The organism is Candidatus Baltobacteraceae bacterium (genome assembly GCA_036488875.1).
Classification (GTDB): domain Bacteria; phylum Vulcanimicrobiota; class Vulcanimicrobiia; order Vulcanimicrobiales; family Vulcanimicrobiaceae; genus JAFAHZ01.
The window spans coordinates 92,075-115,260 of sequence record DASXGW010000013.1 but is presented as its reverse complement, the minus strand read 5'-3'; the positions used below and the strand labels follow the sequence as shown (position 1 = coordinate 115,260).

At 63.9% G+C, this 23,186-nt stretch carries 24 protein-coding genes; 15 read left to right on the top strand and 9 right to left on the bottom strand.

Annotated elements, in window-relative coordinates; all coding sequences use genetic code 11:
- Position 1: 1 nt before the first annotated feature.
- The 7 genes from VGG89_15085 to VGG89_15055 are packed head-to-tail and all read left to right on the top strand — an operon-like array spanning position 2 to position 4,454.
- Positions 2 to 361 (top strand): hypothetical protein, encoded by a 360-nt coding sequence (locus VGG89_15085; protein ID HEY1977875.1) that lies wholly within the window; start codon positions 2 to 4, stop codon positions 359 to 361.
- A 24-nt stretch (positions 362 to 385) separates the two neighbouring features.
- Positions 386 to 766: a 6-carboxytetrahydropterin synthase QueD gene (queD, locus tag VGG89_15080; protein ID HEY1977874.1), complete on the top strand. Its 381-nt coding sequence runs from the start codon at positions 386 to 388 to the stop codon at positions 764 to 766.
- Positions 750 to 1,325: a 7-carboxy-7-deazaguanine synthase QueE gene (locus VGG89_15075; protein ID HEY1977873.1), complete on the top strand. Its 576-nt coding sequence runs from the start codon at positions 750 to 752 to the stop codon at positions 1,323 to 1,325. Before queD ends, VGG89_15075 begins: the two co-directional genes overlap by 17 nt.
- Positions 1,326 to 1,328: 3 nt before the next feature.
- Positions 1,329 to 1,949 (top strand): futalosine hydrolase, encoded by a 621-nt coding sequence (gene mqnB / locus VGG89_15070; GenBank protein HEY1977872.1) that lies wholly within the window; start codon positions 1,329 to 1,331, stop codon positions 1,947 to 1,949.
- The gene (locus VGG89_15065; GenBank protein ID HEY1977871.1) at positions 1,946 to 2,788 is read left to right on the top strand and encodes a 1,4-dihydroxy-6-naphthoate synthase; all 843 of its coding nucleotides are present in this window, start codon (positions 1,946 to 1,948) and stop codon (positions 2,786 to 2,788) included. Before mqnB ends, VGG89_15065 begins: the two co-directional genes overlap by 4 nt.
- Positions 2,785 to 3,231 carry a hypothetical protein gene (locus tag VGG89_15060; protein HEY1977870.1) on the top strand — a complete coding sequence of 149 codons (447 nt, stop codon included), beginning with the start codon at positions 2,785 to 2,787 and terminating at the stop codon, positions 3,229 to 3,231. Before VGG89_15065 ends, VGG89_15060 begins: the two co-directional genes overlap by 4 nt.
- A complete protein-coding gene (locus tag VGG89_15055) occupies positions 3,231 to 4,454 on the top strand; it encodes a DUF1343 domain-containing protein (GenBank protein ID HEY1977869.1) in 1,224 nt (407 codons plus the stop codon). The genes VGG89_15060 and VGG89_15055 overlap by 1 nt, the downstream gene beginning before the upstream one ends.
- Here VGG89_15055 and VGG89_15050 read toward each other — a convergent pair.
- On the bottom strand, positions 4,451 to 4,972 hold the full coding sequence (locus VGG89_15050; protein ID HEY1977868.1) for a PilZ domain-containing protein: 522 nt from the start codon (positions 4,970 to 4,972) through the stop codon (positions 4,451 to 4,453). The genes VGG89_15055 and VGG89_15050 overlap by 4 nt on opposite strands.
- A 52-nt stretch (positions 4,973 to 5,024) precedes the next feature.
- On the opposite strand from VGG89_15050, the gene VGG89_15045 reads away from it, so the two are divergent.
- The 7 genes from VGG89_15045 to VGG89_15015 are packed head-to-tail and all read left to right on the top strand — an operon-like array spanning position 5,025 to position 14,017.
- Positions 5,025 to 6,407, top strand: a complete 1,383-nt coding sequence (locus VGG89_15045; protein ID HEY1977867.1) for an FAD-linked oxidase C-terminal domain-containing protein — start codon at positions 5,025 to 5,027, stop codon at positions 6,405 to 6,407.
- Positions 6,404 to 7,624, top strand: coding sequence for an FAD-binding oxidoreductase (locus VGG89_15040; protein HEY1977866.1), 1,221 nt, complete (start codon positions 6,404 to 6,406; stop codon positions 7,622 to 7,624). Before VGG89_15045 ends, VGG89_15040 begins: the two co-directional genes overlap by 4 nt.
- Positions 7,625 to 7,638: 14 nt before the next feature.
- Entirely contained in the window at positions 7,639 to 8,709 is a 1,071-nt protein-coding gene (locus VGG89_15035; protein HEY1977865.1) for a DUF2600 family protein, read from the top strand.
- Between the two features lie 49 nt (positions 8,710 to 8,758).
- Positions 8,759 to 10,615, top strand: a complete 1,857-nt coding sequence (locus VGG89_15030; protein HEY1977864.1) for a M28 family peptidase — start codon at positions 8,759 to 8,761, stop codon at positions 10,613 to 10,615.
- Between the two features lies 1 nt (position 10,616).
- On the top strand, positions 10,617 to 11,828 hold the full coding sequence (locus VGG89_15025; protein ID HEY1977863.1) for a hypothetical protein: 1,212 nt from the start codon (positions 10,617 to 10,619) through the stop codon (positions 11,826 to 11,828).
- 9 nt (positions 11,829 to 11,837) lie between these two features.
- A complete protein-coding gene (locus VGG89_15020; GenBank protein HEY1977862.1) occupies positions 11,838 to 13,160 on the top strand; it encodes an aminopeptidase P N-terminal domain-containing protein in 1,323 nt (440 codons plus the stop codon).
- On the top strand, positions 13,157 to 14,017 hold the full coding sequence (locus VGG89_15015; GenBank protein ID HEY1977861.1) for a TIGR01777 family oxidoreductase: 861 nt from the start codon (positions 13,157 to 13,159) through the stop codon (positions 14,015 to 14,017). The genes VGG89_15020 and VGG89_15015 overlap by 4 nt, the downstream gene beginning before the upstream one ends.
- On the opposite strand, the gene trxB is transcribed toward VGG89_15015, so the two are convergent.
- Positions 13,982 to 14,923 carry a thioredoxin-disulfide reductase gene (trxB, locus tag VGG89_15010; GenBank protein HEY1977860.1) on the bottom strand — a complete coding sequence of 314 codons (942 nt, stop codon included), beginning with the start codon at positions 14,921 to 14,923 and terminating at the stop codon, positions 13,982 to 13,984. The genes VGG89_15015 and trxB overlap by 36 nt on opposite strands.
- A 47-nt stretch (positions 14,924 to 14,970) precedes the next feature.
- Positions 14,971 to 16,452: a S41 family peptidase gene (locus tag VGG89_15005; GenBank protein ID HEY1977859.1), complete on the bottom strand. Its 1,482-nt coding sequence runs from the start codon at positions 16,450 to 16,452 to the stop codon at positions 14,971 to 14,973.
- 101 nt (positions 16,453 to 16,553) lie between these two features.
- Between VGG89_15005 and VGG89_15000 the strand changes: the two genes are divergently transcribed.
- Positions 16,554 to 17,333 (top strand): MBL fold metallo-hydrolase, encoded by a 780-nt coding sequence (locus VGG89_15000; GenBank protein ID HEY1977858.1) that lies wholly within the window; start codon positions 16,554 to 16,556, stop codon positions 17,331 to 17,333.
- Here VGG89_15000 and VGG89_14995 read toward each other — a convergent pair.
- The 6 genes from VGG89_14995 to VGG89_14970 are packed head-to-tail and all read right to left on the bottom strand — an operon-like array spanning position 17,330 to position 23,164.
- Positions 17,330 to 17,698 carry a hypothetical protein gene (locus VGG89_14995; protein ID HEY1977857.1) on the bottom strand — a complete coding sequence of 123 codons (369 nt, stop codon included), beginning with the start codon at positions 17,696 to 17,698 and terminating at the stop codon, positions 17,330 to 17,332. The genes VGG89_15000 and VGG89_14995 overlap by 4 nt on opposite strands.
- A gap of 7 nt (positions 17,699 to 17,705) precedes the next feature.
- Entirely contained in the window at positions 17,706 to 18,467 is a 762-nt protein-coding gene (locus VGG89_14990; protein HEY1977856.1) for an ABC transporter permease, read from the bottom strand.
- On the bottom strand, positions 18,464 to 19,294 hold the full coding sequence (locus tag VGG89_14985; GenBank protein HEY1977855.1) for an ABC transporter ATP-binding protein: 831 nt from the start codon (positions 19,292 to 19,294) through the stop codon (positions 18,464 to 18,466). Before VGG89_14985 ends, VGG89_14990 begins: the two co-directional genes overlap by 4 nt.
- Entirely contained in the window at positions 19,213 to 19,941 is a 729-nt protein-coding gene (locus tag VGG89_14980) for a metallophosphoesterase family protein (GenBank protein HEY1977854.1), read from the bottom strand. The genes VGG89_14985 and VGG89_14980 overlap by 82 nt, the downstream gene beginning before the upstream one ends.
- 10 nt (positions 19,942 to 19,951) lie before the next feature.
- The gene (locus VGG89_14975; protein HEY1977853.1) at positions 19,952 to 20,788 is read right to left on the bottom strand and encodes a hypothetical protein; all 837 of its coding nucleotides are present in this window, start codon (positions 20,786 to 20,788) and stop codon (positions 19,952 to 19,954) included.
- 21 nt (positions 20,789 to 20,809) lie between these two features.
- Positions 20,810 to 23,164: a bifunctional YncE family protein/alkaline phosphatase family protein gene (locus VGG89_14970; protein ID HEY1977852.1), complete on the bottom strand. Its 2,355-nt coding sequence runs from the start codon at positions 23,162 to 23,164 to the stop codon at positions 20,810 to 20,812.
- Positions 23,165 to 23,186: the final 22 nt, after the last annotated feature.

Here is a 23,186-nt window from a genome sequence, read left to right as displayed (position 1 = left end):
CGTGGACGAACGGGCTTACGAACGAGTCGCTCGCACGCTCGACGCGTACGGCGTTTGGACGAGCTGGTGCAGCCAGTTTCTCAAAGAAGCCGGCATCAAGCTGATCGGCATGGAGCACTTGCAGCGCACGTTGCGCAAGCACGGTTGGAACGGCCAGCATTTGGCGCTTCACGCCGATATCGACCCCGGGTCGGGCTTTGGCTACGGCTTGGCGTTGATCGACACCGACCGCTTTACGGATACCGAGCACAGCAAGAACTGGTTCAAAGCGGTGCACAATCACCTCAACGACCATCACATGGCTTACGTGCTGGAAGGAAAGCGATCCAACTGCATCTCGGGCGCCGTCATCTCTCACTAATCCTCGCGATGGCGGTGTTGACCCATGCAAATTCGTAAGCATTTCCGATTCGAGGCGGCACACGTGCTGCCGTATCACCCCGGCAAGTGCTCGCGCATGCACGGTCACTCCTATCGTCTCGAAGTAAGCGTTCGCGGCCCGATTCAAACCGACGGTCCCGCGCGCGGAATGATCGAGGACTTCGATGAAATTCGGCGCCTGGTACGCGAAACCGTAATCGACGTACTCGACCACCAGACGCTCAACGATTTTATCGAAAATCCTACCGCCGAACACATCGTCATGTGGATTTGGAAACGGCTCGAGAACTCGCTGTCGGGACTGGACGAACTGGTGCTGTGGGAAACGTCGAATTCGTGCGCGGTTTTGCGCCGAAGCGATTTTCGTGATGCTTGCGTTAGCTGAGATCTTCTACAGCATTCAGGGCGAAGGCACGTGGACCGGAACGCCGGCGGTGTTCGTGCGTCTGGCCGGCTGCAACTTGGCCTGCGATTTCTGCGACACGGATTATTCGCTCAAGCGTCTGGCGACGGTACATGAAGTCGTTCGCGACGTTCGTATCGCCGGCGGCGATTGTCCGATGGTGATTCTGACCGGCGGCGAGCCGCTCGCCCAAGCCGAGACGCCGGCGCTCATCGACGCGCTGCGCATCGACGGCCGGCGAGTGCACGTTGAATCCAACGGTACCATCTACGCGCAGCTTCCCGACGACGTCTGGTTGTGCGTCTCGCCCAAAGAACGCGTCGATCGGCGCATGGCAGAGCGGGCGAACGAGGTCAAGCTCATCGTCGACGAACGGGTTCCCGAGGAACAGCTCGAGCCTTTCGTGGGTAAAGAACCGTTCTTGCTGCAGCCCGAAGGGAATAAGCCCAAAAACGTGCGCATCGCGCTCGAGCACGCCAAAGCGCATCCACGGCGTTTCCGCCTCTCGCTGCAAACTCACAAGTTCATCGGGGTACCGTAGCGCGTGATCCTGCTAGCCTGCGCGGTCGAAAAGGAGCTTTCGTTTTGGAAACCGCGGCACGACGTCGAGCTGCTCCTCACCGGCGTCGGTCCGGTTGAAGCCGCTTGTTCCGTGACGCGCGCCCTGGCACAGCAGCGGTATCGCCTGCTCGTCAACGCCGGCCTGGCCGGAGCGATCGGCGGTGCGGCCGAGATCGGCGAAGGAGTCGCCGTGAGCGACGAGGTGCTGGAGCTCGGCCTCGAAGACGGCCGGCCGATCGAGTTGCCCGAAGGCCATCGCGTCGTCGACAAGGTTCATTCCGATATTCGCTTGGTCGCCGCAGTTGCTAACCGCGGGTGCCGCGTCGTGCGCGGCATCACGGTCGCGCGCGTAACGTCGAGCGAAGAAACGGCCGAACGGATCGCGCGTTTGGGAGCCGGCGTCGAATCGATGGAAGGTTTCGCCGTGCTGCGGGCCGCGCAGCTCGCGGGCATTCCCGCGATCGAGCTGCGTGGAATTTCAAATCGCGTCGGAAGCCGCGAACGAAGCGGCTGGAGCTTCGAAGCGGGTCAGCGCGGATTACAACACGTTTTGGGGGCGTTTTTCGACGCAGTCGATGCGGCCGAAGCGCAAGTCGTGCCGTGACGGTTCGGACCCTCGCCTATTCGCCGTGTCCCAACGACACGTACATCTTCGCAGCGCTGACCAACGGCATGCTCGACGGTGCGCCGCCGGTCGAGGCGCATCTCGCCGATATCGACGAACTCAACGCGGCCGCCGAACGCGGCGACTTCGAGCTCGTCAAAGTCAGCTACGGCGCGGTGCCGTATCTCGCCGAGCGCTATCGCGTTTTGCGCGCCGGCGGTGCCGTGGGACGCGGCTGCGGCCCGCTGCTCGTCGCGCGCCCGGAGAATGCGCCGGAGCTCTTTGCGGACGTGCGCGATAAACGCATCGCTATTCCCGGCGAGCGCACCACGGCGTTTCTTCTGCTTCAGATGGCGTTGGGGGGGCGTCCGAAACACGTCGAGCGCGTGCGCTTCGATCGCATCGTACCGGCCGTTGCGGAAGGCAAAATCGACGCAGGGCTCATCATCCACGAATCGCGCTTTACCTATCGGGACGCAGGCTTGATCGCGATCGCCGATCTCGGCGAGTGGTGGGAGAACTTCACGCGCATGCCGATACCGCTGGGGGCGATTCTGGTCCGCAAAGACATCGACGACGGCGAGGCCCACCGCTTGGGAGAAGCCATCCGGGGCAGTCTGGCCTTCGCGCGAGCCCATCCCGAACGCGTGATGCCGTACGTCCGAGAACACGCAGTCGAGATGAGCGACGACGTCATGCGACAGCATATCGATCTCTACGTCAACGACTTTACCGACGACCTGGGCGACGACGGAATGCGCGCGGTCGCGGCGTTGCTGGCGCGCGCGCGGGAAGCGGGGGTTCTTACTAAGAGCGCGGAAGTCGCGTTCGTAGCGTGAAACAAAAGCTGCTGGTCTCGCCGTTTCCCGACATGCATCTCGCGACGATCGAGTGGCACGGCGGCACTCCCCGTCCGAAGCCCGACGAAACGCAGCGCATTCTCTACAGCACCAAAGGCAACGACACGGCCCAGCTGTTCCTCGTCAACGAGCTCTACGATCTGTCCCCCACACCGCTGGTGGACTTGAACCTCCAGTCGTGGACTTTCGGCATGCGTAAGGCGCAGCTGCTGCGCGGCAACCACTACCTTTTCTGGTCGGAGGCGCAGCGAATCGCCGCGATCATGGCTTCGCGGCGTACGGCACGCGTGGACGAGTTGACGTTCATCCCGGTGCGCCTAAAGCCGCGGCCCAAGCGGCGGGAACCCTTTCCCGATCTCTCGGAGGTTCCCGGCACCCAATACCTCGAGCGCTTAACGAAGTATTTCGCCGACGATCCGTGATGCGGCGCAGTCACTTCTTGGGAGCAGCTGCCGCGCTCGCGGCTTCTCGTGCGCTGCCGGCACGCGCGGAGACGCTCCCGCATGCGAACGTCACGCTCGGCGACGACGTTTTGCTGCACGACGTGTGGCCGCAGCTCGCGGACCGAACGGTCGGCATCATCACCAACCAAACCGGCGTCACGTCGCGGCTCGAATCGGTCGTCGATGCGGTGCACCGCGGGACCGAGCTGCACGTCAAAGCCGTCTTCGCCCCCGAGCACGGATTTCGCGGAGACCGTGCCGCCGGCGCATCGGTAGGAACCTACACCGATTCGCAAACCGGTTTACCCGTCTATAGTCTGTACGGCGCGACGCGCCACCCCAGCGCGGCGATGCTCGACGGTATCGACGTATTGCTCTTCGACATTCAAGACGTGGGCGCGCGCGCGTATACCTTCGTCTCGACGATGGCGTACGCGATGCAAAGCGCCGCAGCGCACGGAAAAGAGTTCTGGGTGCTCGACCGTCCCAATCCCGTGGGCGGTAAGCTCGTGGAAGGGCCCGTACTCGAACCCGCTTACGAGTCGTTCATCGGTCTCTACCCGATCGCCATGCGGCATGGCATGACCGTCGGCGAGTTGTCCACGCTCTTCAACGATCGCTTCGGGATCGGCTCGAAGCTCCACGTCGTGAAAATGCGCGGCTGGGATCGCTCGCAGATCTGGCCGGACACCGGTTTGCAGTGGGTGCAAACGTCGCCCAACGTTCCGACCTGGCAAACCTGCTTCGTACTGCTGTGCACCGGCCTGATCGACAACGCCGGCGTCAATAACGGTACCGGCTACAGCAAGCCGTTCTTTTATGCGGGCGGAGCGGATATCGACGGGTCGCACCTCGCGCGCACGCTCAACGCGCGCGACCTTCCGGGCGTCTGGTTTCGTCCGGCCGCATGGTCGCCGTTTGCGGGGTTTTGGAAAGATCGCGAACTTTCCGGTGTCGAGCTCGACGTCTTCGACGAACGCCGCTTCGCCGCGGTGCCTACGGCGGTCGAGATCCTCACCGCGGTACGCGATCTCTTTCCATCGGCGTTGCACGTCAAGGCGACGGGACTCGCCCACGATTGGGGAACGGACTCGCTTCGCCGCGGATTACTCGAAGGAAAGAGCGCCGGCGAGATCGTGGAGGGTTGGAGCGCCGCGCTCGATCGCTTCAAAACGATCCGCGAAAAGTACCTTTTGTACTAGTCCGGCCTGCGGGTGCGCAAGTAGTGGATTTGCCATATGTGGATGAAGCGCTCCAGCTCTTCTTGCATCTCTTTTTCCGACGCGCCGAACTTCGCACCGTACGCGAACTTCTTTTCGACGCGATCGAAAAACGGCATGAGGACCGTTGCACGCATGCGCATCGGCTTGAATCCGGGCGGCTGCACCTTCACCGTTTGCGGGCGTAATCCGAAGGGCGTTTGTTCGAAGACTTCCTTCTCGATGGTCATCTCCGATAAAAACTCGTCGGGAAGGTGAAACTCGAGATCGAGCCGCGATCCGCGCACTAAGTCTTCGTCCGTCGCTAACCGCAAGCCGCCGGATGAAAGGTCGTTCGCGCGCGCGCGCCGTTTGCCGGGCCGGCCGTCGAGCGTGTACGAGACCTCGAACTCAACCGGCATGCGAAACGCGTTGCGTTTTTGGCCGGTGCCCGCCTTCGGGCGCACCATGCTCTTAGGCGCGGCTTTCTTCTTCTTACCGAAGCCGAGAAATGAAAACACTGCCGACGCCCTTGGTGCGGGGAGCCTCGCCTTCCTGCCGAAGGTCGTCGTGTTGCTACACCAGCGCCTCGCCGAGGCGGTCGGCCAAGATGCCGTGTTAACGGCGCCTGAAGACCTCGCCGCCTACGCTTTCGACGCATACACCGACGGAAATCTTCCCGCCGCCGTCGTCTTACCCGCGTCCACCCGCGACGTGAGCGCCGTCGTGCGCGTCGCGCGGGCCGTCGGCGCAGCGGTGGTGCCGCGCGGCGCCGGTACGGGACTCTGCGGCGGTGCCGTCCCCATGGAAGGCGGAGTCGTCATCTCGTTTGCGCGTATGAATCGCATCCTCGAACTCGATGCGCGCAACCGGCGCGCGCGCGTGCAGCCGGGCGTCATCAACCTCGATCTCTCTGTAGCCGCGGCGTCCACACAGTTATTTTACGCGCCCGATCCGTCCTCGCAGCGCATCTCGACGATCGGCGGAAACATCGCCACCAACGCCGGCGGCCCGCACTGCCTCTCCTACGGAACGACGGTCAACCACGTGCTCGCATTGGAAGTCGTGGATGACCGCGGTGAGGTTTTCACGACGGCCGTGGACGACGCGGGCTACGATCTGACCGCCGCGCTGGTGGGCAGCGAAGGGACGCTGGGCATCGTTACGTCGGCTTGGGTTCGTCTGATGCGGCTTCCCGAAGCGGTCCGGGTTTGGGTGGTGGCGTTTCCTTCGATCGAAGCGGCTTCCGAGGCCGTTTCGGCAATCGTCGGCGCGGGCATCGTTCCGACCGCGCTGGAGATGATGGACAAAGTGATCGTGCGTGCGGTCGAGGCGGCGTTCGGCGCGGGTTATCCGACCGATGCGAGCGCCGTATTGCTCATCGAAAACGCCGGCTTCGAAAACGACATGGACGCGTGCGAAGCGTCCATTCGCGCGATCGTCGATCGGCACGGCGCGCTTTCGTGGCGAAGCGCGCGCACGAGCGCCGAACGGGATGCCCTCTGGGCGGGACGAAAAGGCGCGGCCGCCGCCACCGGCCGCATCTCACCCAACTACTATACGCAAGACGTGTGCGTTCCGCGCAGCAAGCTTCCCGAAGCGTTGCGCGAGGTCGAAGCGGCCGCCGCCAAGCACCGGATTACGGTTGGAAACGTCTTCCACGCGGGCGACGGGAATCTGCATCCGCTGCTCATGTACGACAAAACCGATCGGGCGCAGGTCGCGGCGGTCATCGAAACCGGAAACACGATCCTGCAGGCTGCCGTAGAACTCGGCGGTACCATCAGCGGCGAGCACGGCGTCGGCTATGAAAAACGCGACGCGATGACGCGCGTCTACTCGACGGCCGATCTGGCGGCGATGGCGCGCGTTCGCGACGTTTTCGATCCCAAGCGAATGCTCAATCCCGACAAGATTTTTCCGAGCGGAGTGCGATGTCCGGAAGTCGCCGGATGACCGTCGCGGAGCGCGCCGCGCCGAAAAGCGTCGAGGAACTCGGCGAACTCGTCGCTAGCTGCGACGCGGGCGGGCGTAAAATCCTTATCGTGGGCGGCAACACGCTCGCCGGGATGGGACTGCCGCCGGCGCGCGCCGACGTTACGCTGTCGACCATCGGATTGAATCGCATCGTCGACTACGAACCAGCCGATCTCACCATCGCGACTCAGAGCGGAACGATCCTTCAATCCATCAACGTTGCGCTCGCGCAGCGCGGTCAGTTCGTACCGTTCGACGCTCCGCGTCCGCGCGACGCAACGGTCGGCGGAACTTTGGCGGTGGGATGGCTTGGACCGCGCCGCCACCTTTACGGCCGGCCGCGCGATTATCTCATCGGCACGACGGCCGTGCTCGCCGACGGGACACCGGTGCGCGCGGGCGGGATGGTCGTCAAGAACGTCGCGGGCTACGACATGAGCCGTCTCTACGTCGGATCCTGCGGTACGCTTGCGGTTTTAGTGCAAGCCAATCTCAAGACGCTGCCGCTGCCCGCGAGCGCGCGCGCGTTCCTCGCACCGCTGCCGGAAGGCACGCGCGCGGACGCCTGCAGATTTCTCGAATCGCTGCCGGTTCGGCCCTCCGCCGCGTTTTGGATCGACGGCTTTCACAACTCGGTCGACGGCGAAGACGGCGACGACGGCCGGATTTTCGCGCTTCTCGAGGGCAGCGAAGCACTGCTCGAACGCGCGACGCGCGATCTGCGTTCCGCGCTGGGGCGCGCGGGCGTTCCCGACACGCGCGTCATCAACGCGGGCGCCCGCGAATCGTTCGAGCGAGTCGTCGACGCGTACGTTGCGGTGCTGGGCGAGCGATCGATCACGTATCGCATTCTCTGCACGCCGGACGCGTCGGCCGAGCGCGCGCTGGGGGTGCACGATTTGGCGGCGCGGTTCGAGCTTCGCTGCGAAACGATTGTCGACGCGCTCAACGGCGACGTCGTGGTACGCGTGAGCGACTTAGATTCGCGCTCGCTTGGAGCGAAGATCGAAACCTTCGACGAGGCGCTGCACGCCGCGCAGCCGCAAGCAATCGTCCTGGCCGGAGAGCATCCATTTCGCGGATCGCTCAACGTTTGGGGCGAGCCGCCCGCGGCAATCGAACGCATGCGCGAACTCAAAGCTAGGTTCGATCCTAACGGTACGCTCAATCCCGGCCGCTTCGTCGGCGGAATCTAAGCCCGAGGTCTGGAGTGCGCGATGAGATCGCATGGGCCGTGCGTCACGTGCTCCTCAGTCCGGGTCGCCTGCGCTTCCTCGTGGACGACGGACCCTTCACCCCGGCGAACATCGTGCGCTTCTTACGGACGATCGTGCCGCACGCGCGATTGGAACTCGACGGAATCCGCTCGCTCGCCGGCTCGATTCGCGACGACGCCCTGCGCGACGAAGCGCTCGCGAGCATCGACGGCAAAGCCTACCACGTTGCCGGCGGATGCATTCTCGCGACCTTTCTTCCCCGGACCAAAGCGCGCGCATACGTCGAGTTGATCGCGCCGCTCGAATCGATCTACGACTATCTCGACAATCTGTGCGACCGCCACGCCGACGTTCCGGTCGAAGCGTATCCCGTGCTCCATCAGGCCATCGCCGACGCGCTCGATCCGAACGCGTCGCCGCGCGACTACTACGCGCTCGGACCGGCGGGTCAGGATAACGGTTATCTGGAGCGGCTCGTCACGCGCGTGCAGCGGTCCTTACGCCGCATCGCCGGACACGAAGCGCTGCTGCCGATCTTGCGCGAAGCCGCGCAGTTATACGCGGAGATGCAGACCTACAAACACTATCCGGCCGGCGAACGCGAGCACGCGTGCCGCCAATGGTTCGCGGCGCGCAAGGACGGCCGCGTTGCCGATTTGGAATGGTACGAGTTCGCGTGCGCGGCGGGATCGCAGTTCCAAGTCTATGCGCCGCTCTACGAGCTGTTTGCCGGACGAGCCGACTCGGCGGCGGCCGCGTACGGCGCGCATTTCCCGGCCGTCGCCGCGCTTCACGTGCTGCTCGACTCGTTCATCGATCAAGCCGAGGATCGCGAGCACGGCGAGCTCAACTTCGCGGCCGCCTACCCGTCGCCGGCGACAATGCGCGAGCGGGCCGGCTATTTGGCCGGCCTGGCCAGGCGCCGCTTCGCGACGCTCCCGGAACGACGGCCGCACGAGTTCGTTCTGCGGGTCATGTCGCTCTTCTACCTCACGCATCCGAAGGTTTACGCGCAGGGTCTCAACGGCGAAGCCGAGGCGCTGCTGCGCACGATCGACGGATAAAAGGAACCCTCTTTTAAGGGCCTCACCGGCGACAGCCGAAAAAAGGATTATGCCGTATCGCTGGATCGCCGCCGCGCTCGCCGCCTGCCTCGTGCTGTCCGCTGGAAGCGCACGCGCCGATAACGGCGCCCCGGACGACCGCCAGATCGAGCAGTTTCTCGTTACTATTCCCACGTCGCAGGGTGCACTCGACGACTCGGCACGCCTGAACCAGGAAGCGCATTATCCCGGAAGCAGCGGCGATTACAAGATGGCCGTTTGGATGCGCGACACGTTGGCGTCGTACGGTTTCGACGCGTCGATCGAGCGAGTCTACGCGCAAGTCCCGATTCTCAAGAAAGCCGTGCTGCAGCTGCTCGTGAAGCCGCACGTGGATTTCGATCTCAAAGAGGCCGGTTTGGCGCAGGATCCCGACGCGTCTCGCGGCGACGCGGGCGTGCCGTTCAACGCATGGAGCGGTTCGGGTGACGTTACGGCGCCGCTCGCGTACGCCAACCACGGGCGCGACGAAGACTATCGAGCGCTGACGTCGGCGGGCGTCGACGTCCATGGACGCCTCGTGCTCGTGCGTTACGGCGGCGAGTTTCGCGGCGACATCGCGCGCCGCGCAATGGCCCATGGCGCGGCCGGCGTCCTCCTGTACTCCGACCCGGCAGACCGCGACGGCATCGATCACGGCGTTGCGTATCCCTCGGGCCCTTATCGCCCGCTTGGATCGGTGCAGCGCGGCAGCCTCGGCGCACCCGCGCTGAAGATCCCGGTACTGCCCGTGAGCGCGCTTACCGCCGCGCGTCTGCTCGAGGACGTAGCCGGTCCGGAGGGTCCGCAAGCATGGCGCGGCGGACTCGGCGCATCGTACGCGCTCGGAACGAGCCGCGACCTCGTGCACATGCGCGTCGATGAGTCGTACAACTGGATCTGGTTGTGGAATACGATCGGCGTTCTTCGCGGCGAAGACGCTTCACGCAGCGTGATTTTGGGCGGACACCGCGACGCGTGGGTGTACGGCGTCACCGACAACGGATCGGGCATCTCAACGCTGCTCGAGGCGGCGCGCGCGCTCGGATACGTCTACCACGAAGGCTGGCGACCCAAGTATTCCATCGAGATTGGCGGCTGGGACGGCGAAGAGATCGGCGAGGTGGGCTCCAACTCGTTCGTTCGAACGCATTACTGGGCGTTGCGGCGTGGATGCATCGCCTACGTCAACGCCGACGAAACTGCGACCGGCAACTTCTTCTACACCACGGCTGCCGCCGCGCTCGCGCCGCTCGCTCCGCCGATCGCGCGCATGGTTTCCGATCCGCGCTCGCCTTCGCAAACCGTGTGGGATAAATGGCGCGCACAGAACGGCGGAGTTCAAACGTTCGCGCCGGGCGGCGGGTCGGATCACGAACCGTTCTTACACTTGCTCGGCATTCCGACCATAGAAATGGCATTTGCCGGACCGTTCGGCGCGTATCACTCCGCCTTCGACGATTTAACCTATGCGACGACGCAGGCCGATCCGCATTTCGCCAACCATCAAGCGCTCTCGCAGATGCTGGCATTGCTTGCCTACAAACTCACTTCAGACGACCAGCTGCCGTATCGTTTCGACGCCTACGTGCCGTCGATGCGTCAGGCGCTCGCGTCGCTGGCAAACAACAACGGAACCGGCGTCAGCTTCGCACCGATCTCACAGGCGATCGACCGTTTCGCCGGCGTTTCGATCGGGGCGTCGTCGGACAAGGCGATCGACGCCGTACACCGTCTAGACCTGCTCTTCTACGGCAGCCAAGGGTATGCCGAAGTCGCTTTTCCTACGCTGACCGAAGCGATGGAAAGCGGAGACCGCTCGTCGGTCCAGCGCGCAGTCGACCAAACCGCCGGCGAAATAGAGTCGATCGCCCGCAGTCTTCAATAGCGTGGTTTCGCGCCGGCGCGCGATCTTTGCGACCTTCGCACTGGCGGCTTGCTCGCCGCGCGCGCTTCTCACGCCGTCGCTCGTAAACCCCTCACACGCCGGGGCGCACGCGAACTCGCCTTCGTCGACCCGCGCGTTTGCGTTTCTCGATCGCATGATGGACCTCTACGGCGCCGGTGACGCATTGCGGCTCGCGCAGAGCTTCGTTCCAACCAAGGCGCTTCGCCTAGGCGCGACGGCCTTTACCTACGACCAGGCGGTCCTGATCGCGGCGTATCTCGCACGCGGCACGAGCGACGATCTTGCTCGAGCGCGAGTTCTCGGGAACAGCCTCGAGTACGCGCAATCGCACGATCCGGCCGGCGACGGACGCGTCCGCAACGCGTATTGGGTGCGTCCCTTCGTTTCGCAGGGCGGGAAAGTCACGTTTGCCGGTGCCGGCACGGACACAGGGAACATGGCGTGGACCGGCATTGCACTTGCTCAACTGTACGGCGCGACGCACGAAGCAACGCATCTGACCGCGGCGACCGCGATTGCGAACTGGATCGCGCAGAATGCGGCGGATTCGCGCGGACCCGGAGGATATACCGGCGGTACGAACGTGCGCTGGAAGTCGACCGAGCATAACATCGACGTCTACGCGTTCTTCACGATGCTTGCTGCGCTGACGAGCGATTCGAGTTGGAGCACGGGTGCGGCGTCCGCGTTGGCGCTCGTCGACGCGATGTGGAACGCGCGTAGCGGCTTTTATTGGATTGGGACGCTCGACGACGGGGCAACGCCCAATCGCGTTCCGATTCCCGAAGACGTTCAGACGTGGAGTTTTCTTGCCACCGAACGCACGATATACGAAGCCTCGTTAGACTGGGCAGCGAAGCGCCTCGCCGTAAATGAGGGCGGTTTTCGGGGCGTCAGTTTCAGCGATGCCGACCGAAGCGGCGTGTGGTTCGAAGGCACCGCACATTTGGCTGCGGCGTTGCTGGCTCGCGCAAAGGCCGGCGATCGGCAAAAGGCCGTTGCCTACCTCGGAGACCTGGCATACGCGCAGCGGCATGCGCCCAACGCCGACGGCGACGGCATCGACGCGGCTTCGAAGAACGGCTTGCGGACCGGCGACGGCGATTCGTACTACGCTTGCCTTCACGTCGGCGCCACAGCCTGGTACGCGCTGGCGGCGCTTGCCTCCAATCCGCTGCGTCTCTTACAATAGGGGGCACTTATGGAACCCTACATTGCTCGGCGCGAGCGCCTGGCCGAGGCGATAGCCGGCGGCGCCGCCGTCATTCCGTCCGCAAAAACGATCCTACGAAACAACGACACGTCGTATCCATTTCGCCAAGACTCCGACTTCTATTATCTCACCGGCTTCGACGAACCCGAGGCCGTACTGGTGCTTTCGCCCGAACATCCCGAACATCGCAGCGTCCTGTTTCTGCGAACGCGCGATCGGGATCGTGAGATTTGGGACGGCACGCGCTTAGGAGTCGAGCGCGCAGCCGAAACGTTGGGCGTCGACACGGCCTATCCGATCGCCGAGTTCGCGGAACGGTTGCCGGAGTATCTGATCGGCGCGACGACCTTGCACTATGCGACCGGCAGAGACGCCGCAACCGACGCACTCGTGCACGCAGCAATCGAGGCCGCGCGCGGCCGCACGCGTCAGAAGGGGCGCGTACCGCGCACGTTTGCCGATCCGGGGATCGCGGTGCACGAGATGCGCCTGATCAAAACCGATCGCGAGATCGCGACCATGCGCCGGGCCGCGGGCATTACGCGACAAGGTTTTGCGGCCGGCATGCGCGCGACGCGGCCGGGTCTCCACGAGTACGAAATCGAGGCGCTCATCGAGGCCGAATACCTACGCAACGGCGCGCAGTTCGTCGCCTACGAATCGATCGTCGCTACCGCCGACAACGCCACGACCTTGCACTACGTCAATAATCGCGACCGCCTCGAATCGGGAGCGCTGCTGTTGGTCGATTCCGGCTGCGAGCTCGATTACTATGCGACCGACGTCACGCGCACGTGGCCCGTCGACGGGCGCTTTACGGCCGAGCAGCGTTCGATCTACGAACTCGTCCTGGCGGCACAGGAAGCGGCGATCGCGCAAGTGCGCCCGGGCGTTCGCCGCGATCAATTCCATGAAGCCGCAATTCGCACGATCACCGAGGGCTTGATCGAGCTCGGCTTGCTTTCGGGCACCCTCGATGAGAACATCGAGGAGAAACACTACCGCCGGTACTTCATGCACGGTACGGGTCACTGGCTTGGCCTGGACGTTCACGACGTCGGCGCTTACCGCGACGACGAAGACGAAGCCGTGCGACTGCGGCCGGGGATGGTCACGACCGTCGAGCCCGGTGTGTACGTTCGGCGCGATCTCGACTGTCCCGATCGTTTCAAGGGTATAGGCGTACGCATCGAAGACGATATTTTGGTTACGATCGACGGCAGCGAAAACTTGACCGCGGCGATTCCGAAAACTGTGGACGAGCTCGAGGAGATCGTCGGCAGCGAAGGAGCCACGCTGGCGCACCGGTGAGAGTCGCCGTACTTGGGGTTTCCGGTTTTATCGGCAGCCGATTGGCGGCTGTGCTGCGCGCGCGCGGCGACGTCGTCGAACCGCTATCGCTGCGCGATCCAGCAGCCGCGGCCGAGGCCGCCGCGCAATGCGATGCCGTCGTCAACGTCGCGGGCGAAACGATCGCGCAACGCTGGTCGTCAACCGTCAAGCACCGGCTCGAATACAGCCGAACCGAGCTGCCGCGGCGGTTTCTCGAGCAGCTCGGCCGTCACGACAAGCGGCCCGCCGCGTACGTATCGGCCTCGGCGGTCGGCTATTACGGAACGAGCGAAACGGGGACGTTCGACGAGTCCAGTCCTCCCGGTGAAGATTTCCTGGCGCGGCTGTGCGCGCAGTGGGAGGCGGAGGCGTCGCGCGCACGCGATCTCGGCATGCGCGTCGCTATCGTGCGCTGCGGCGTCGTCTTGGATACCGGCGGTGGCGCCCTTGCAAAGATGCTGCCGCCGTTTCGAGCCGGTCTCGGCGGTATCGTGGGCAACGGGCGCCAATGGATCTCCTGGATTCACATCGCCGACGCGATGCGCGTCTACGCGCTCGCGATCGATCGCGTCGACGGCGCGGTTGACGCGACTGCGCCGAACCCCGTAACCAATGCCGCGCTCACGCACGCGCTCGGCGCGGCGATCGGACGTCCGACGTTCGCGCCGGTTCCCAAGATCGCATTACGCGCGTTGCTGGGTGAAGGTGCCGTCGTGGTGCTCGAAGGTCAGCGCGTACTTCCGACGCGCTTGCTCGAAGAGTACGCGTTCGAGTTTCGGTTTACGGAGATCGACGCAGCGCTACGGAACCTGTTCCATAGCGACGCGAAACTCTAACGCCTCGAGATACTTTTCGGCGTCCATCGCGGCACGGCAACCGGCGCCGGCGGCGGTCACGGCCTGCTTGTACCGAATGTCGTTCACGTCGCCCGCAACGAAGACACCCTCCACGTTCGTGGTCACACTGTCGGCCGAAACGATATAGCCCGCTTCGTCGAGATCGAGCTGGCCTTTGAAAATATCCGTGTTGGGCGTGTGACCGATCGCGATGAAGAGCGCATCAGCTTCAAACTCCGAACGGCTGCCGTCGGCGAGGTTGTGCAGGCGCAGCGCTTTGAGCTGCCCGTCGCCGAGGGCTTCTTCGACGACCGTGTTCCAAATAAAGCCGATCTTTTCGTGGGAGCGCGCACGGTCGGCCATGATCTTGCTGGCGCGCAATCCGTCCCGGCGGTGGATGACGGTCACATGTTTGCCGAAACGCGTGAGAAACAGCGCTTCTTCCATGGCGGAGTCGCCGCCGCCGACGACGACGATCTGTCTGTCGCGGAAAAATGCGCCATCGCAGGTCGCGCAGGTCGAGACGCCGCGGCCGCGCAGCCGCTCTTCGCCGGGAATGTCGAGCCAGCGGGCGCTCGCGCCGGTGGCGACGATCACCGTCTTTGCTTGATACTGCGCATCGGGCGTGCGCACGGCCAAGGGTTTGGCATTGAACTCAACCGACGTTACGTCGACGTTTTCGATCCGCGCGCCGAAACGTTCGGCCTGCTCGCGGAAACGCATCATCAAGTCGGGGCCCATGATGCCTTCGGGGAAACCGGGGTAGTTCTCGACTTCGGTCGTGAGCATCAGCTGGCCGCCGTAAAGGCCGCCCGCCAAGACGAGCGGCTTGAGATTCGCTCGTGCGGCGTAGACTGCGGCCGTGAGTCCCGCCGGACCGGATCCGATGATGACGACGCTTTCCATTGCTTGGGTTTTCGACCGCTTGGACGCCCTTTCCGGTTGCACAGCTGTTATGTGGCCGAGTGACGGAGAATTCGGTCGACGGCGTAGTCGAGTACCGGATCGCGGCCCGCGCGGTCGTCGGCCTCGGTCGGCACGATCGTCACGTCGGGAACGACGCCCTCGCCGTCTTTAAAGGGGTCGTCATTGTAGTATTTGGTGGTGAATCCGAACGCGACGCCGACTCTCGGCGAATATCCTGAGTACACCTCGCCGGTGTGACGCACGGGCGAGGTTTCCTCGCCGACGATAGTCGCTAGTCCGCCCGTCTTGGCTTCTTGGGCGCATCCGATGGCCGATGAAAACGTGCCTTTGCCGATCAAGAGATACACCGGACCGGCGAATTGCAGCGGATTATTTTCGGGCCGATGCGCTGCCAACCGCGTGACGTCAAACTGCGCGATCGAGCCGTCGCGCAGGAACCACGCCGGCGGAAAATAGTGCATATTATAGAGCCAAAACCCGTATTCGCGTTTGAGACGGCTGCTGACTTTTAGCATAAACCGGCCACCGGGCGAAAACGGCCTGTTGGAAACGAACGGCCACAAGACGTCGTTGACGTCCGCGTCGCCCCCGCCGTTGCGCCGAATATCGATGACGATTCCCGCAACGGGATTCATCTTTATGCCGCTAAACGTCTGCGTGAGGAACTGCCGGAACGCTTCCTTGTCGAGGCAATGACGGTAGTCGACGTAACCGACGCGCCCTCGGGCAATACGGGAAAATGTATAGTTCGCTTCGGTTTGCTTCGGAGCGCGCTCGAGCGTGCGCGACACCTCATCGGTGGTCGTCGTCGCAACGGCGGCAGTGACGCGCTTACCGTCTGGTTTCGTAGCGCTCACCTCGTAGCTGCTCCGTTCCCCGTCGCGCGCGTAGAACCACTGGCGCATGACGTAGTCGGTATTCAGACCGATGAGCGCGCGCCGAATTCCTAGAGTTTGCGCGCCCTGCAGCGAAACGAGGGCCTCAATAAGCGCATTCGAAGGCGTTCCGTCGATCGCGTCGATTCTCGTTCCCGGCGGGAAGCCGCTCTGGGTCTCGGTCTCAACGAACAAACCGTGTTCGCGAAGGCGGGCCAGCAGCCCAAACGCGCGCCCTTTCCGGTCGCGCCACTCGTTATATTCGTGCCCTAAGAGAATCGAAACGTGCCCGTCGTTCATCCCGGCAAACAACGGCGCCGCGATGAGGAAGAACTCTCGCGCGTTTGCCGGACGGTCGAAGCGGCCGAGCCGATCGCGATAGGCACGCTCGAACGCGGTTTCATCGGCGAACGCGAACGGCTTGGCGCCGACTTCACGCATCGTATCGACGAGCCACGTCAGCTCGGCGCGCAGCTCAGCGACCGAAAACATCGTGCCGAGCGGAGCGAAATCATGCGGTGGGGGCGTACCGCCAAAAAACGTGCGCGGACCGCCGCCGGGAAGCGACAGCGCGCTCGCTCCCGCAACGAGCGCACCGGCGGAGCCTAGTAACGCGCGCCGCGAAATTCGCATGGGCTCGCAGATTCTTGCGGCAGGGCGTCGAACCTGCGCGCATGAGCGCCGGATCGCCACTTCCCCTAGAGGATACATTCGGGGACATACTGCGCAAGGCGATGCGCGGTAATAGAGTCACACTGGATCAGCTGTCAAAAACGACCGGCATATCGGCCGCGAGCATCACGGCGTGGCTCAAGGACGACGGTGCCGCAGACGGCGATCAAGCTCGCGCGATCGCCCGCGCGTTACGGCTCGATCCCGGCAAGTTCGCCGACACCGCGGCGCAACGCTGGTATCCGCCGCCGATCGAACGCGACGACGTCCGCCACCATCCGCACGATCCGCATCCGAGCAACGGCTACGTCTTTTTTCTCGACGGCGGACGGCGCAGCGCGCTGGTCGATCCGGCGGGCGTTCCGGCCAATCTCCTGCGCGTCTTACGCAAGGGCGATTATCACCTGCAATACATTCTGATCACGCACAAGCACGCCGACCATTGTGACGCCACCGCCGACGTCGCATCGGCGTTCCCGCAGGCGCAAATCGTCATGCATAAGGCCGACGTCGACGCTATCGGCGGCTTAGCCAAGAACGCGACGCTCGTCCGCGACGGTGAAGATCTGCCGTTCGGCGATGCAGCGTCGGTGCGCATGCTGCACACGCCCGGACACACCGACGGTTCGTCGTGCTATCTCTTCCAAGGGATGCTTTTTAGCGGCGATACGCTATTTGCCGCGAGCGTCGGAGGTGCGTTCGGCGACGAAAGCACCTACGACGACATTCTCAACGGCGTGCGCAGCAAGATCTTCACTTTGCCCGACGATACCGTTCTCATGCCGGGGCACGGACCGCCGTCGACGATCGCTTTAGAAAAAGCGCACAATCCGTTCTTTTAGCGTGTAGCTACGGGGACGTCGACGGACGAGCCGTCGTCGCCGACGATGCGCGCGCCGCTGGTGGCCGGCGCGGAGTCACCTTCGCGAATGAGTTCGAACTGGTAGACCGCTTGGCCCGACTTGGGCAGGTCGACGCTGACGCGTCCCGGTGCGCACACCTCGGAGGTGCAGAACGCGCCAAGCCATCCGTCGGCCACACCGGTCGCTTCGAGCCGCAGATGCGCGTTCGGTTTGCCGGTGACCACCAGCCGATACCTCGCCGCGGATTGCGTTGCGGTCGGCAAATCTTTGCCGTTCCAGGGCGCAATCTCGAGGTGAGCGGACGTTGCGGCAACGGTAGCAGCGATGAGCAGTGCGGCGATCATGATCTCCTCAGACGCGTAGCTTGTATCCGGTCGCCATCAACCGCAGCACGACGCCGACGGCAATGACGGCCAGCAAAACGATGGCTCCCACGGAGTACACGGGGGCCAGGAAGCTGTCGCCCGTGTAACTGCGCCGAAACGCATCGATCGTATAGAATATCGGATTGACCAGCTCCAACTTTTGCAGCACCGGCGGCAGCATCGACGCCGACGTAAAGACGCCGCCGACGAACGTCAACGGCGTGATGACGAACGTCGTCAAGATGGCGATATGATCGAACTTCTCCGCCACGAGGCCGAAGATCAGCCCGAGCGCGGAGAACAGGACCGAAACCAGCGCGATGACGCCGATGTAGAGCGCCCAATCGTGAGGCACCGCGTGAACGAGGGAAATTCCGAGGATCGTAATCAGTCCCGCAATGAGAAATGCGCGCGAGATACTGCCGACGATGTAGCCGCCGACGATCTCGACCGCCGACATCGGCGCTACTAAGAGTTCCTGAATCGAGTTCATGAAGCGCCCCTGGAAGAGCGAGCTCGAGCACTCGCCGTAGGACGAATCGATCACTTGCAGCATGATCAGGCCCGGGATGAGAAACTGCGCGTAGTTGACGCCCTGCACGCTTTGAATTCGACTGCCGATCGCCAAGCCGAAGACGAACACGTAGAGCAAGGTCGTGATGATCGGCGGCCAAATGACCTGGTTGATGATCTTGAGGCTGCGCACCATTTCGCGGCGCACGAGCGTCCAGAATCCGACGGCGTTCACGCGCGCACTTCCTCGTCGCGCGTGAGTTCGAGAAACACGTCTTGCAGCGACGCTCCGTCGGCCAAGAGCTCGTGCGTCGGCTTCTCCGTGACGATCCGTCCGCGCTGAATGATGGCGATACGCTTGCAGAGTTCTTCGGCTTCTTCCAAATAGTGCGTGGTGAGAAAGATCGTGAGGCCCTCGGCGTTGAGCGACTTCAACCATGCCCAGAGTTCGAGCCGAAGCTCGATGTCCACGCCGGCGGTCGGCTCGTCCAAAATGAGCAGTTCCGGTTCGTGGATGAGCGCCCGCGCTAGGGTCAGTCGCCGCTTCTGACCGCCTGAAAGGCGCGTGTATTCCACGTTGGCTTTCGACGTGAGTCCGAAGCGCTCGAGCAGTGCGTCGGCTCGATCGGCAACGTCCTTTCCGCGCAAACCGAAGTAGCCCGCCGCGTAGATCAGGACGTCGCGGATCGACAAGTACCGATCGAAGTTGAACTCTTGCGGTGCAAGTCCGATCAGCAGTCTAGCTTCGCGCCACTGCGTGACGTTGTCGTAACCGAAAATGGAGATGCGTCCGGAGGTCCGCTGCGCCAACGCGACGATCGCGTTGATGGTCGTCGTTTTGCCCGCGCCGTTGGGACCTAGAAAACCAAAGAACTCGCCGGCTTCCACGCGCAGCGACACGTCGTCGACGGCGGTGAAGTCCGCATACCGTTTGACGAGGCGATCGATTTCGATTGCAGGCGCGCGTTTGCCGTTGGTGTTTATGGTATCGATGATTTCAGCCGTTTGTAGCGGTGGCGCCGGAGCGTCGCGATGAGCTCCGCACTCCCCGGAATCCCGCAATCGGCCAGTTGGGTTGCAACTTTCTTCACGTCGAAGACGACGCGGCGGTGTTTGACTTGCCAGCCGCCGTCGCGCTCGGTTAGGATCGCGTAGCAGGCACGCGGGTCCCCGTCCTTGGGCAGGCCGGCGGACGCCACGTTCACGAGCAGCTTGCCGCGCCACAGACGCACGTAGGGCAAGTGCAAATGGCCGAAGGCGATCGCCGCCGCGGGCTCTTCGCCGATGAAGCGTTCGAGAGCCTCGTCGTCGGCGTCGGGCCAGAGATGTTCGTCGTCGGACTTTGGATTGGCGTGCACGATCAGCAACTGATTATCGTCGTCGCCGATGCGCAGCGCGAAGGGCAGATCCCGCAAAAACGAGATCCAGCGCTCGCCGAGATCGTTGCGCGTCCACGCAATTTGGGCGTCGTCCACGCCGTCGACCGCTTCGGTGAGTTCTTCGGACAGATACCGATCGGTGTTGCCGCGCACGCACTGCGCGCCGACTTCTTCCAAACGCTGCAGCACCTTCTTGGGCTTAGGACCGTCGAGACATAGGTCGCCGGCCGCAACGATCGCGTCGGCACCGCCCTGTGCCTGCAAGTCTGCCAAGCAAGCATCGAGCCCGACGAGATTACCGTGGATGTCCGAAACGACCGCAACGCGCACGAGCGAACCTCTACGTGCGTTTCAAGGCGAGCACCAGCATCGACGGCGTCAATCCGATCTTTCCGTATTCGTACAGATCGATCGCTTCGACCGTGACGCCGGCGCGGCGCATCGTCGTCAGTGCAGTTTTGTAGCGAATGTCCGCAATAACGTGCTTGTCGCCGATCGGCAGTACGCCGGCCGCCAACTCCTCACCGCGCTCGAGCACGATCGTGCGAAAGCCCTCGAACGCGCTGGAATCGACGCGATCGGCCGCTATGACGACGGTGTCTTTGGCGATCGCCCCGACGACCGCGCGCAACGACGGCACGTTGGGATCGATCTTGACTTCGACGACGCGATAGCCGTGCGCTTGGGCCACTTGAGCGAAGCCGCCGCGGCCGATGTCGTTACCGCGCTTTCCGGTTCCGACGAACGCGGTGTGTCCGACGAGAACGACGTCGGTTCCGTCGAGCAGTCCGGGAGCGGTAATGTGTCCCGCAAGGGGCACGTCGATGTGTGAAAAGTGACTCTTGAGGCGATCCGCTTCGCCGCGCCGCGCCATAGCCGTGGGACGCATCAGCATCGCCCCGTCTTCGAATGCGACCGCTGCGTCGCAAACCGACGTTTCGTACGGGTCGTCGCCGTGAGTATCGAGTATGACGGTCTCGACCCCGAAATACGCCAGCGTCTTGCAGAGGATCGCGTGCTGGTCGGTCGCCCAGGCGTGCACCGTTCCCGGTTCGCCGGGCAGCGGTTTTGCGTGCTCGATGGAGCGGTTCGGTCTGACCAGTACCGCGGCGCGCAACGTTCCGGTGGGCGAGCCGATCAGTCGCGGTCCGAAGTGAGGGGCGGCTTTGGTCGTCATATTCGGCCTTTTTCGGAGTGACTAGTGCAGCGCCTGGTACGGCTCCGGCGCGGGCGCATCGACGAAGAAATCGGCCATATCCGTCGCCAGCAGATCGCTCAGGCTCAGCGGCGGCAGGCCAAGGATCTCCTCCTCGGTCTTGACGACGCTCGGCACGCTCAAATGCGCGTGTCCTACGTAGCCGCGTCGCGCCAGCGGCGAAACGACCAGTGCGTAACTGCGCAGCCGGTTCACGTGGTCGGTACCTTCGGTGGCCGCGTCGGGCACCACGAAAACCGCCGTCGAGCTCCAGTGCGGCGTATGCGAGAGGTAGTCGACGATCGCGCCGAGCGCGCGATCGGCTCCGGCAACGCCGCCTTGCGACGGACCGGTGGGAAGCCACACGTAGGTGAAGGCCGGCTCGGCGTCGGCCGCGACGTAGCGCTGCATGTCGCGCTCGAACTCTGCGGCGCGATGTGCGTCGTCGACGCGCGGATTCCAGCCGCTGTAATCGAGATCGACGTTGTTCGCCAATCCCGCAAGGCCCGGAACGTCGAGATGATACGCGCCGTCGCTGTATCCCGCTAAACGCAGTAAGCCGCCGTAGTCGCGAAACGACAATCCGGCGCGCGCCATCGCGTTGAATAGATAGCCGCCGCGTCCGTAATCCACGGGATCCTCTCCGTGGCCGCCCACGCCGGCGCGAATCGCTTCTACCGGCGTCGTCAGCTCCGTTACGAGCGTTGGCTGGCCGCCCAGCGCAAACGCCGTTGCGGCGTCGGCGTTGTCGTCGGGAGCGTAAAAGTTGTCGGCCAACGCGTATTCGCGTGCCAGTGCGTGCACGTTCGGCGTGACGTTCTCGGGCGACGTGGTGTAGGACTCGGAGCCGTTACCGTGCGGTTGGCCGCCGGCGTTCTTGAGATCGCCCAGGACCGCGTCGTACGTCTGGGTTCCCACCGACACGTACACGATGTGATCGATCGCCGTGCTTCGCTTGTTCGAGCGCAGCGGAGGGACGACGGCATTGAACTTCGCCACCTGCGGAGTCCGGTTGAAACGCAGCGTGTCGAGCGTAGTCTTCACCAGCGACGTGTGCTTGAGATCGATGCGCTGAAGAACACCGAAGCCGTCGACGCCTTTCGTGCTCAACACGAACAAGTAGCGGCCGTCGGCGGACATCGCGAGCGCCGTTGGGTACCACGCCGTCGGAATCAATCCAAAGCGATACCGCGTCGGCATCCGCGCGTCGAGCACGGCAACGGCGTTGAGTCCTGCGAGGGCGACGTAGAGGCGTTTGCCGTCGCGACTAAGCGCTTCGCCGGAAGGCTGAGCGCCGAACGGCGCGTCCGGGAAGAGCCGTAGGTCTAAACCGCGCACGACGCGCGGCTGCGATTCCAGCGAAACGACTGCGACGCGGTCGACGTTCGACAGCGAGACATACGCTTCGCGCCCTCCTGGAGCGATCACGATCGATCCCGGAGCGGCACCGCCCACCAGCTGCGTTCCGTCCGGAGCCCCGTCCATGCGTACGACCGCAGGGTCTCCGGCAACGTCGCCGGTGCCGGCGAGATCGACGACCGAAACCGCCGACGAGCGTTGGGCGTCAAACGACGGCGCGGCGAACTGGGGCGCGTTGCGCGGTTGCGCCAGCGCGTGGTATGCGGCCAGCCCCGCGGCGCTGGTCAGCACGTGGCGGCCGTCGGCAGCGACGTCGAACGGGGCGTTCCCGGCCGGCAAGCTGCGAACGGCGGTCCGCGTGGTCAGATCGATGACATCGACCGATGCCCCGAGGTTGTCTGCTACGTAGGCATAGCGCCCGTTGGGCTCTATCGCGATGCCCGCCGGAAAGGCGTGACCCAGGGCGTTGGCCGGAAGGGCGATCGGCTGCCCCGAGGGCGTCAACCCGCCGCCGGAATCGAGGCGGAAGACGCGCACGGCCCCCGCCCCCCCGTCGGAGGCCAAGACCAGCGTCTGACCGGGGTCGCGCGGGTCGCGGACCGCCGCCACACCCATGTAGAACGTCCCGTCGTCGCGATAGACGCTGGCGAGGCCCATCGTGGCAACGTCGACGACGGCCAGCGAATAGCCGATGGCCGGCGGAGGCTCGATATTGGGAATCGGGAGGCCGCCCGTGCGGTCGTCGCCGTTGGTGACCACCACGTATCGTCCGTCGGGCGTTAGGGCCATTCCCAGCGGGGTCGTGCCCACAAAGACGCTTGCTCCGCTAGGCGCCGCTATACGGCCGTTGGGAAGAATCGCGTTAGTCGGATGAACGTTATCCGCGCCCGCCGGCCGGTCTCCGGCGGGGGCCGTATACACGATCAATGGAGCCGGCTTGTGGGCGGCACCCAACAAAACGGCGGCCAACGCGGCCGCTGCGAGCGATCTAAACGACACGGGAGGTAAGGCAATACGAATG

Coding starts and splice junctions, on each gene's coding strand:
- VGG89_14995 (HEY1977857.1), bottom strand. CDS start 17,698: ATGATCGCCGCACTGCTCATCGCTGCTACCGTTGCCGCAACGTCCGCT.
- VGG89_14975 (HEY1977853.1), bottom strand. CDS start 20,788: ATGACGACCAAAGCCGCCCCTCACTTCGGACCGCGACTGATCGGCTCG.
- queD (HEY1977874.1), top strand. CDS start 386: ATGCAAATTCGTAAGCATTTCCGATTCGAGGCGGCACACGTGCTGCCG.
- VGG89_15075 (HEY1977873.1), top strand. CDS start 750: ATGCTTGCGTTAGCTGAGATCTTCTACAGCATTCAGGGCGAAGGCACG.
- VGG89_15040 (HEY1977866.1), top strand. CDS start 6,404: ATGACCGTCGCGGAGCGCGCCGCGCCGAAAAGCGTCGAGGAACTCGGC.
- VGG89_15055 (HEY1977869.1), top strand. CDS start 3,231: ATGCGGCGCAGTCACTTCTTGGGAGCAGCTGCCGCGCTCGCGGCTTCT.
- trxB (HEY1977860.1), bottom strand. CDS start 14,923: ATGGAAAGCGTCGTCATCATCGGATCCGGTCCGGCGGGACTCACGGCC.
- VGG89_15000 (HEY1977858.1), top strand. CDS start 16,554: ATGCGCGGTAATAGAGTCACACTGGATCAGCTGTCAAAAACGACCGGC.
- VGG89_15030 (HEY1977864.1), top strand. CDS start 8,759: ATGCCGTATCGCTGGATCGCCGCCGCGCTCGCCGCCTGCCTCGTGCTG.
- VGG89_15005 (HEY1977859.1), bottom strand. CDS start 16,452: ATGCGAATTTCGCGGCGCGCGTTACTAGGCTCCGCCGGTGCGCTCGTT.
- VGG89_15020 (HEY1977862.1), top strand. CDS start 11,838: ATGGAACCCTACATTGCTCGGCGCGAGCGCCTGGCCGAGGCGATAGCC.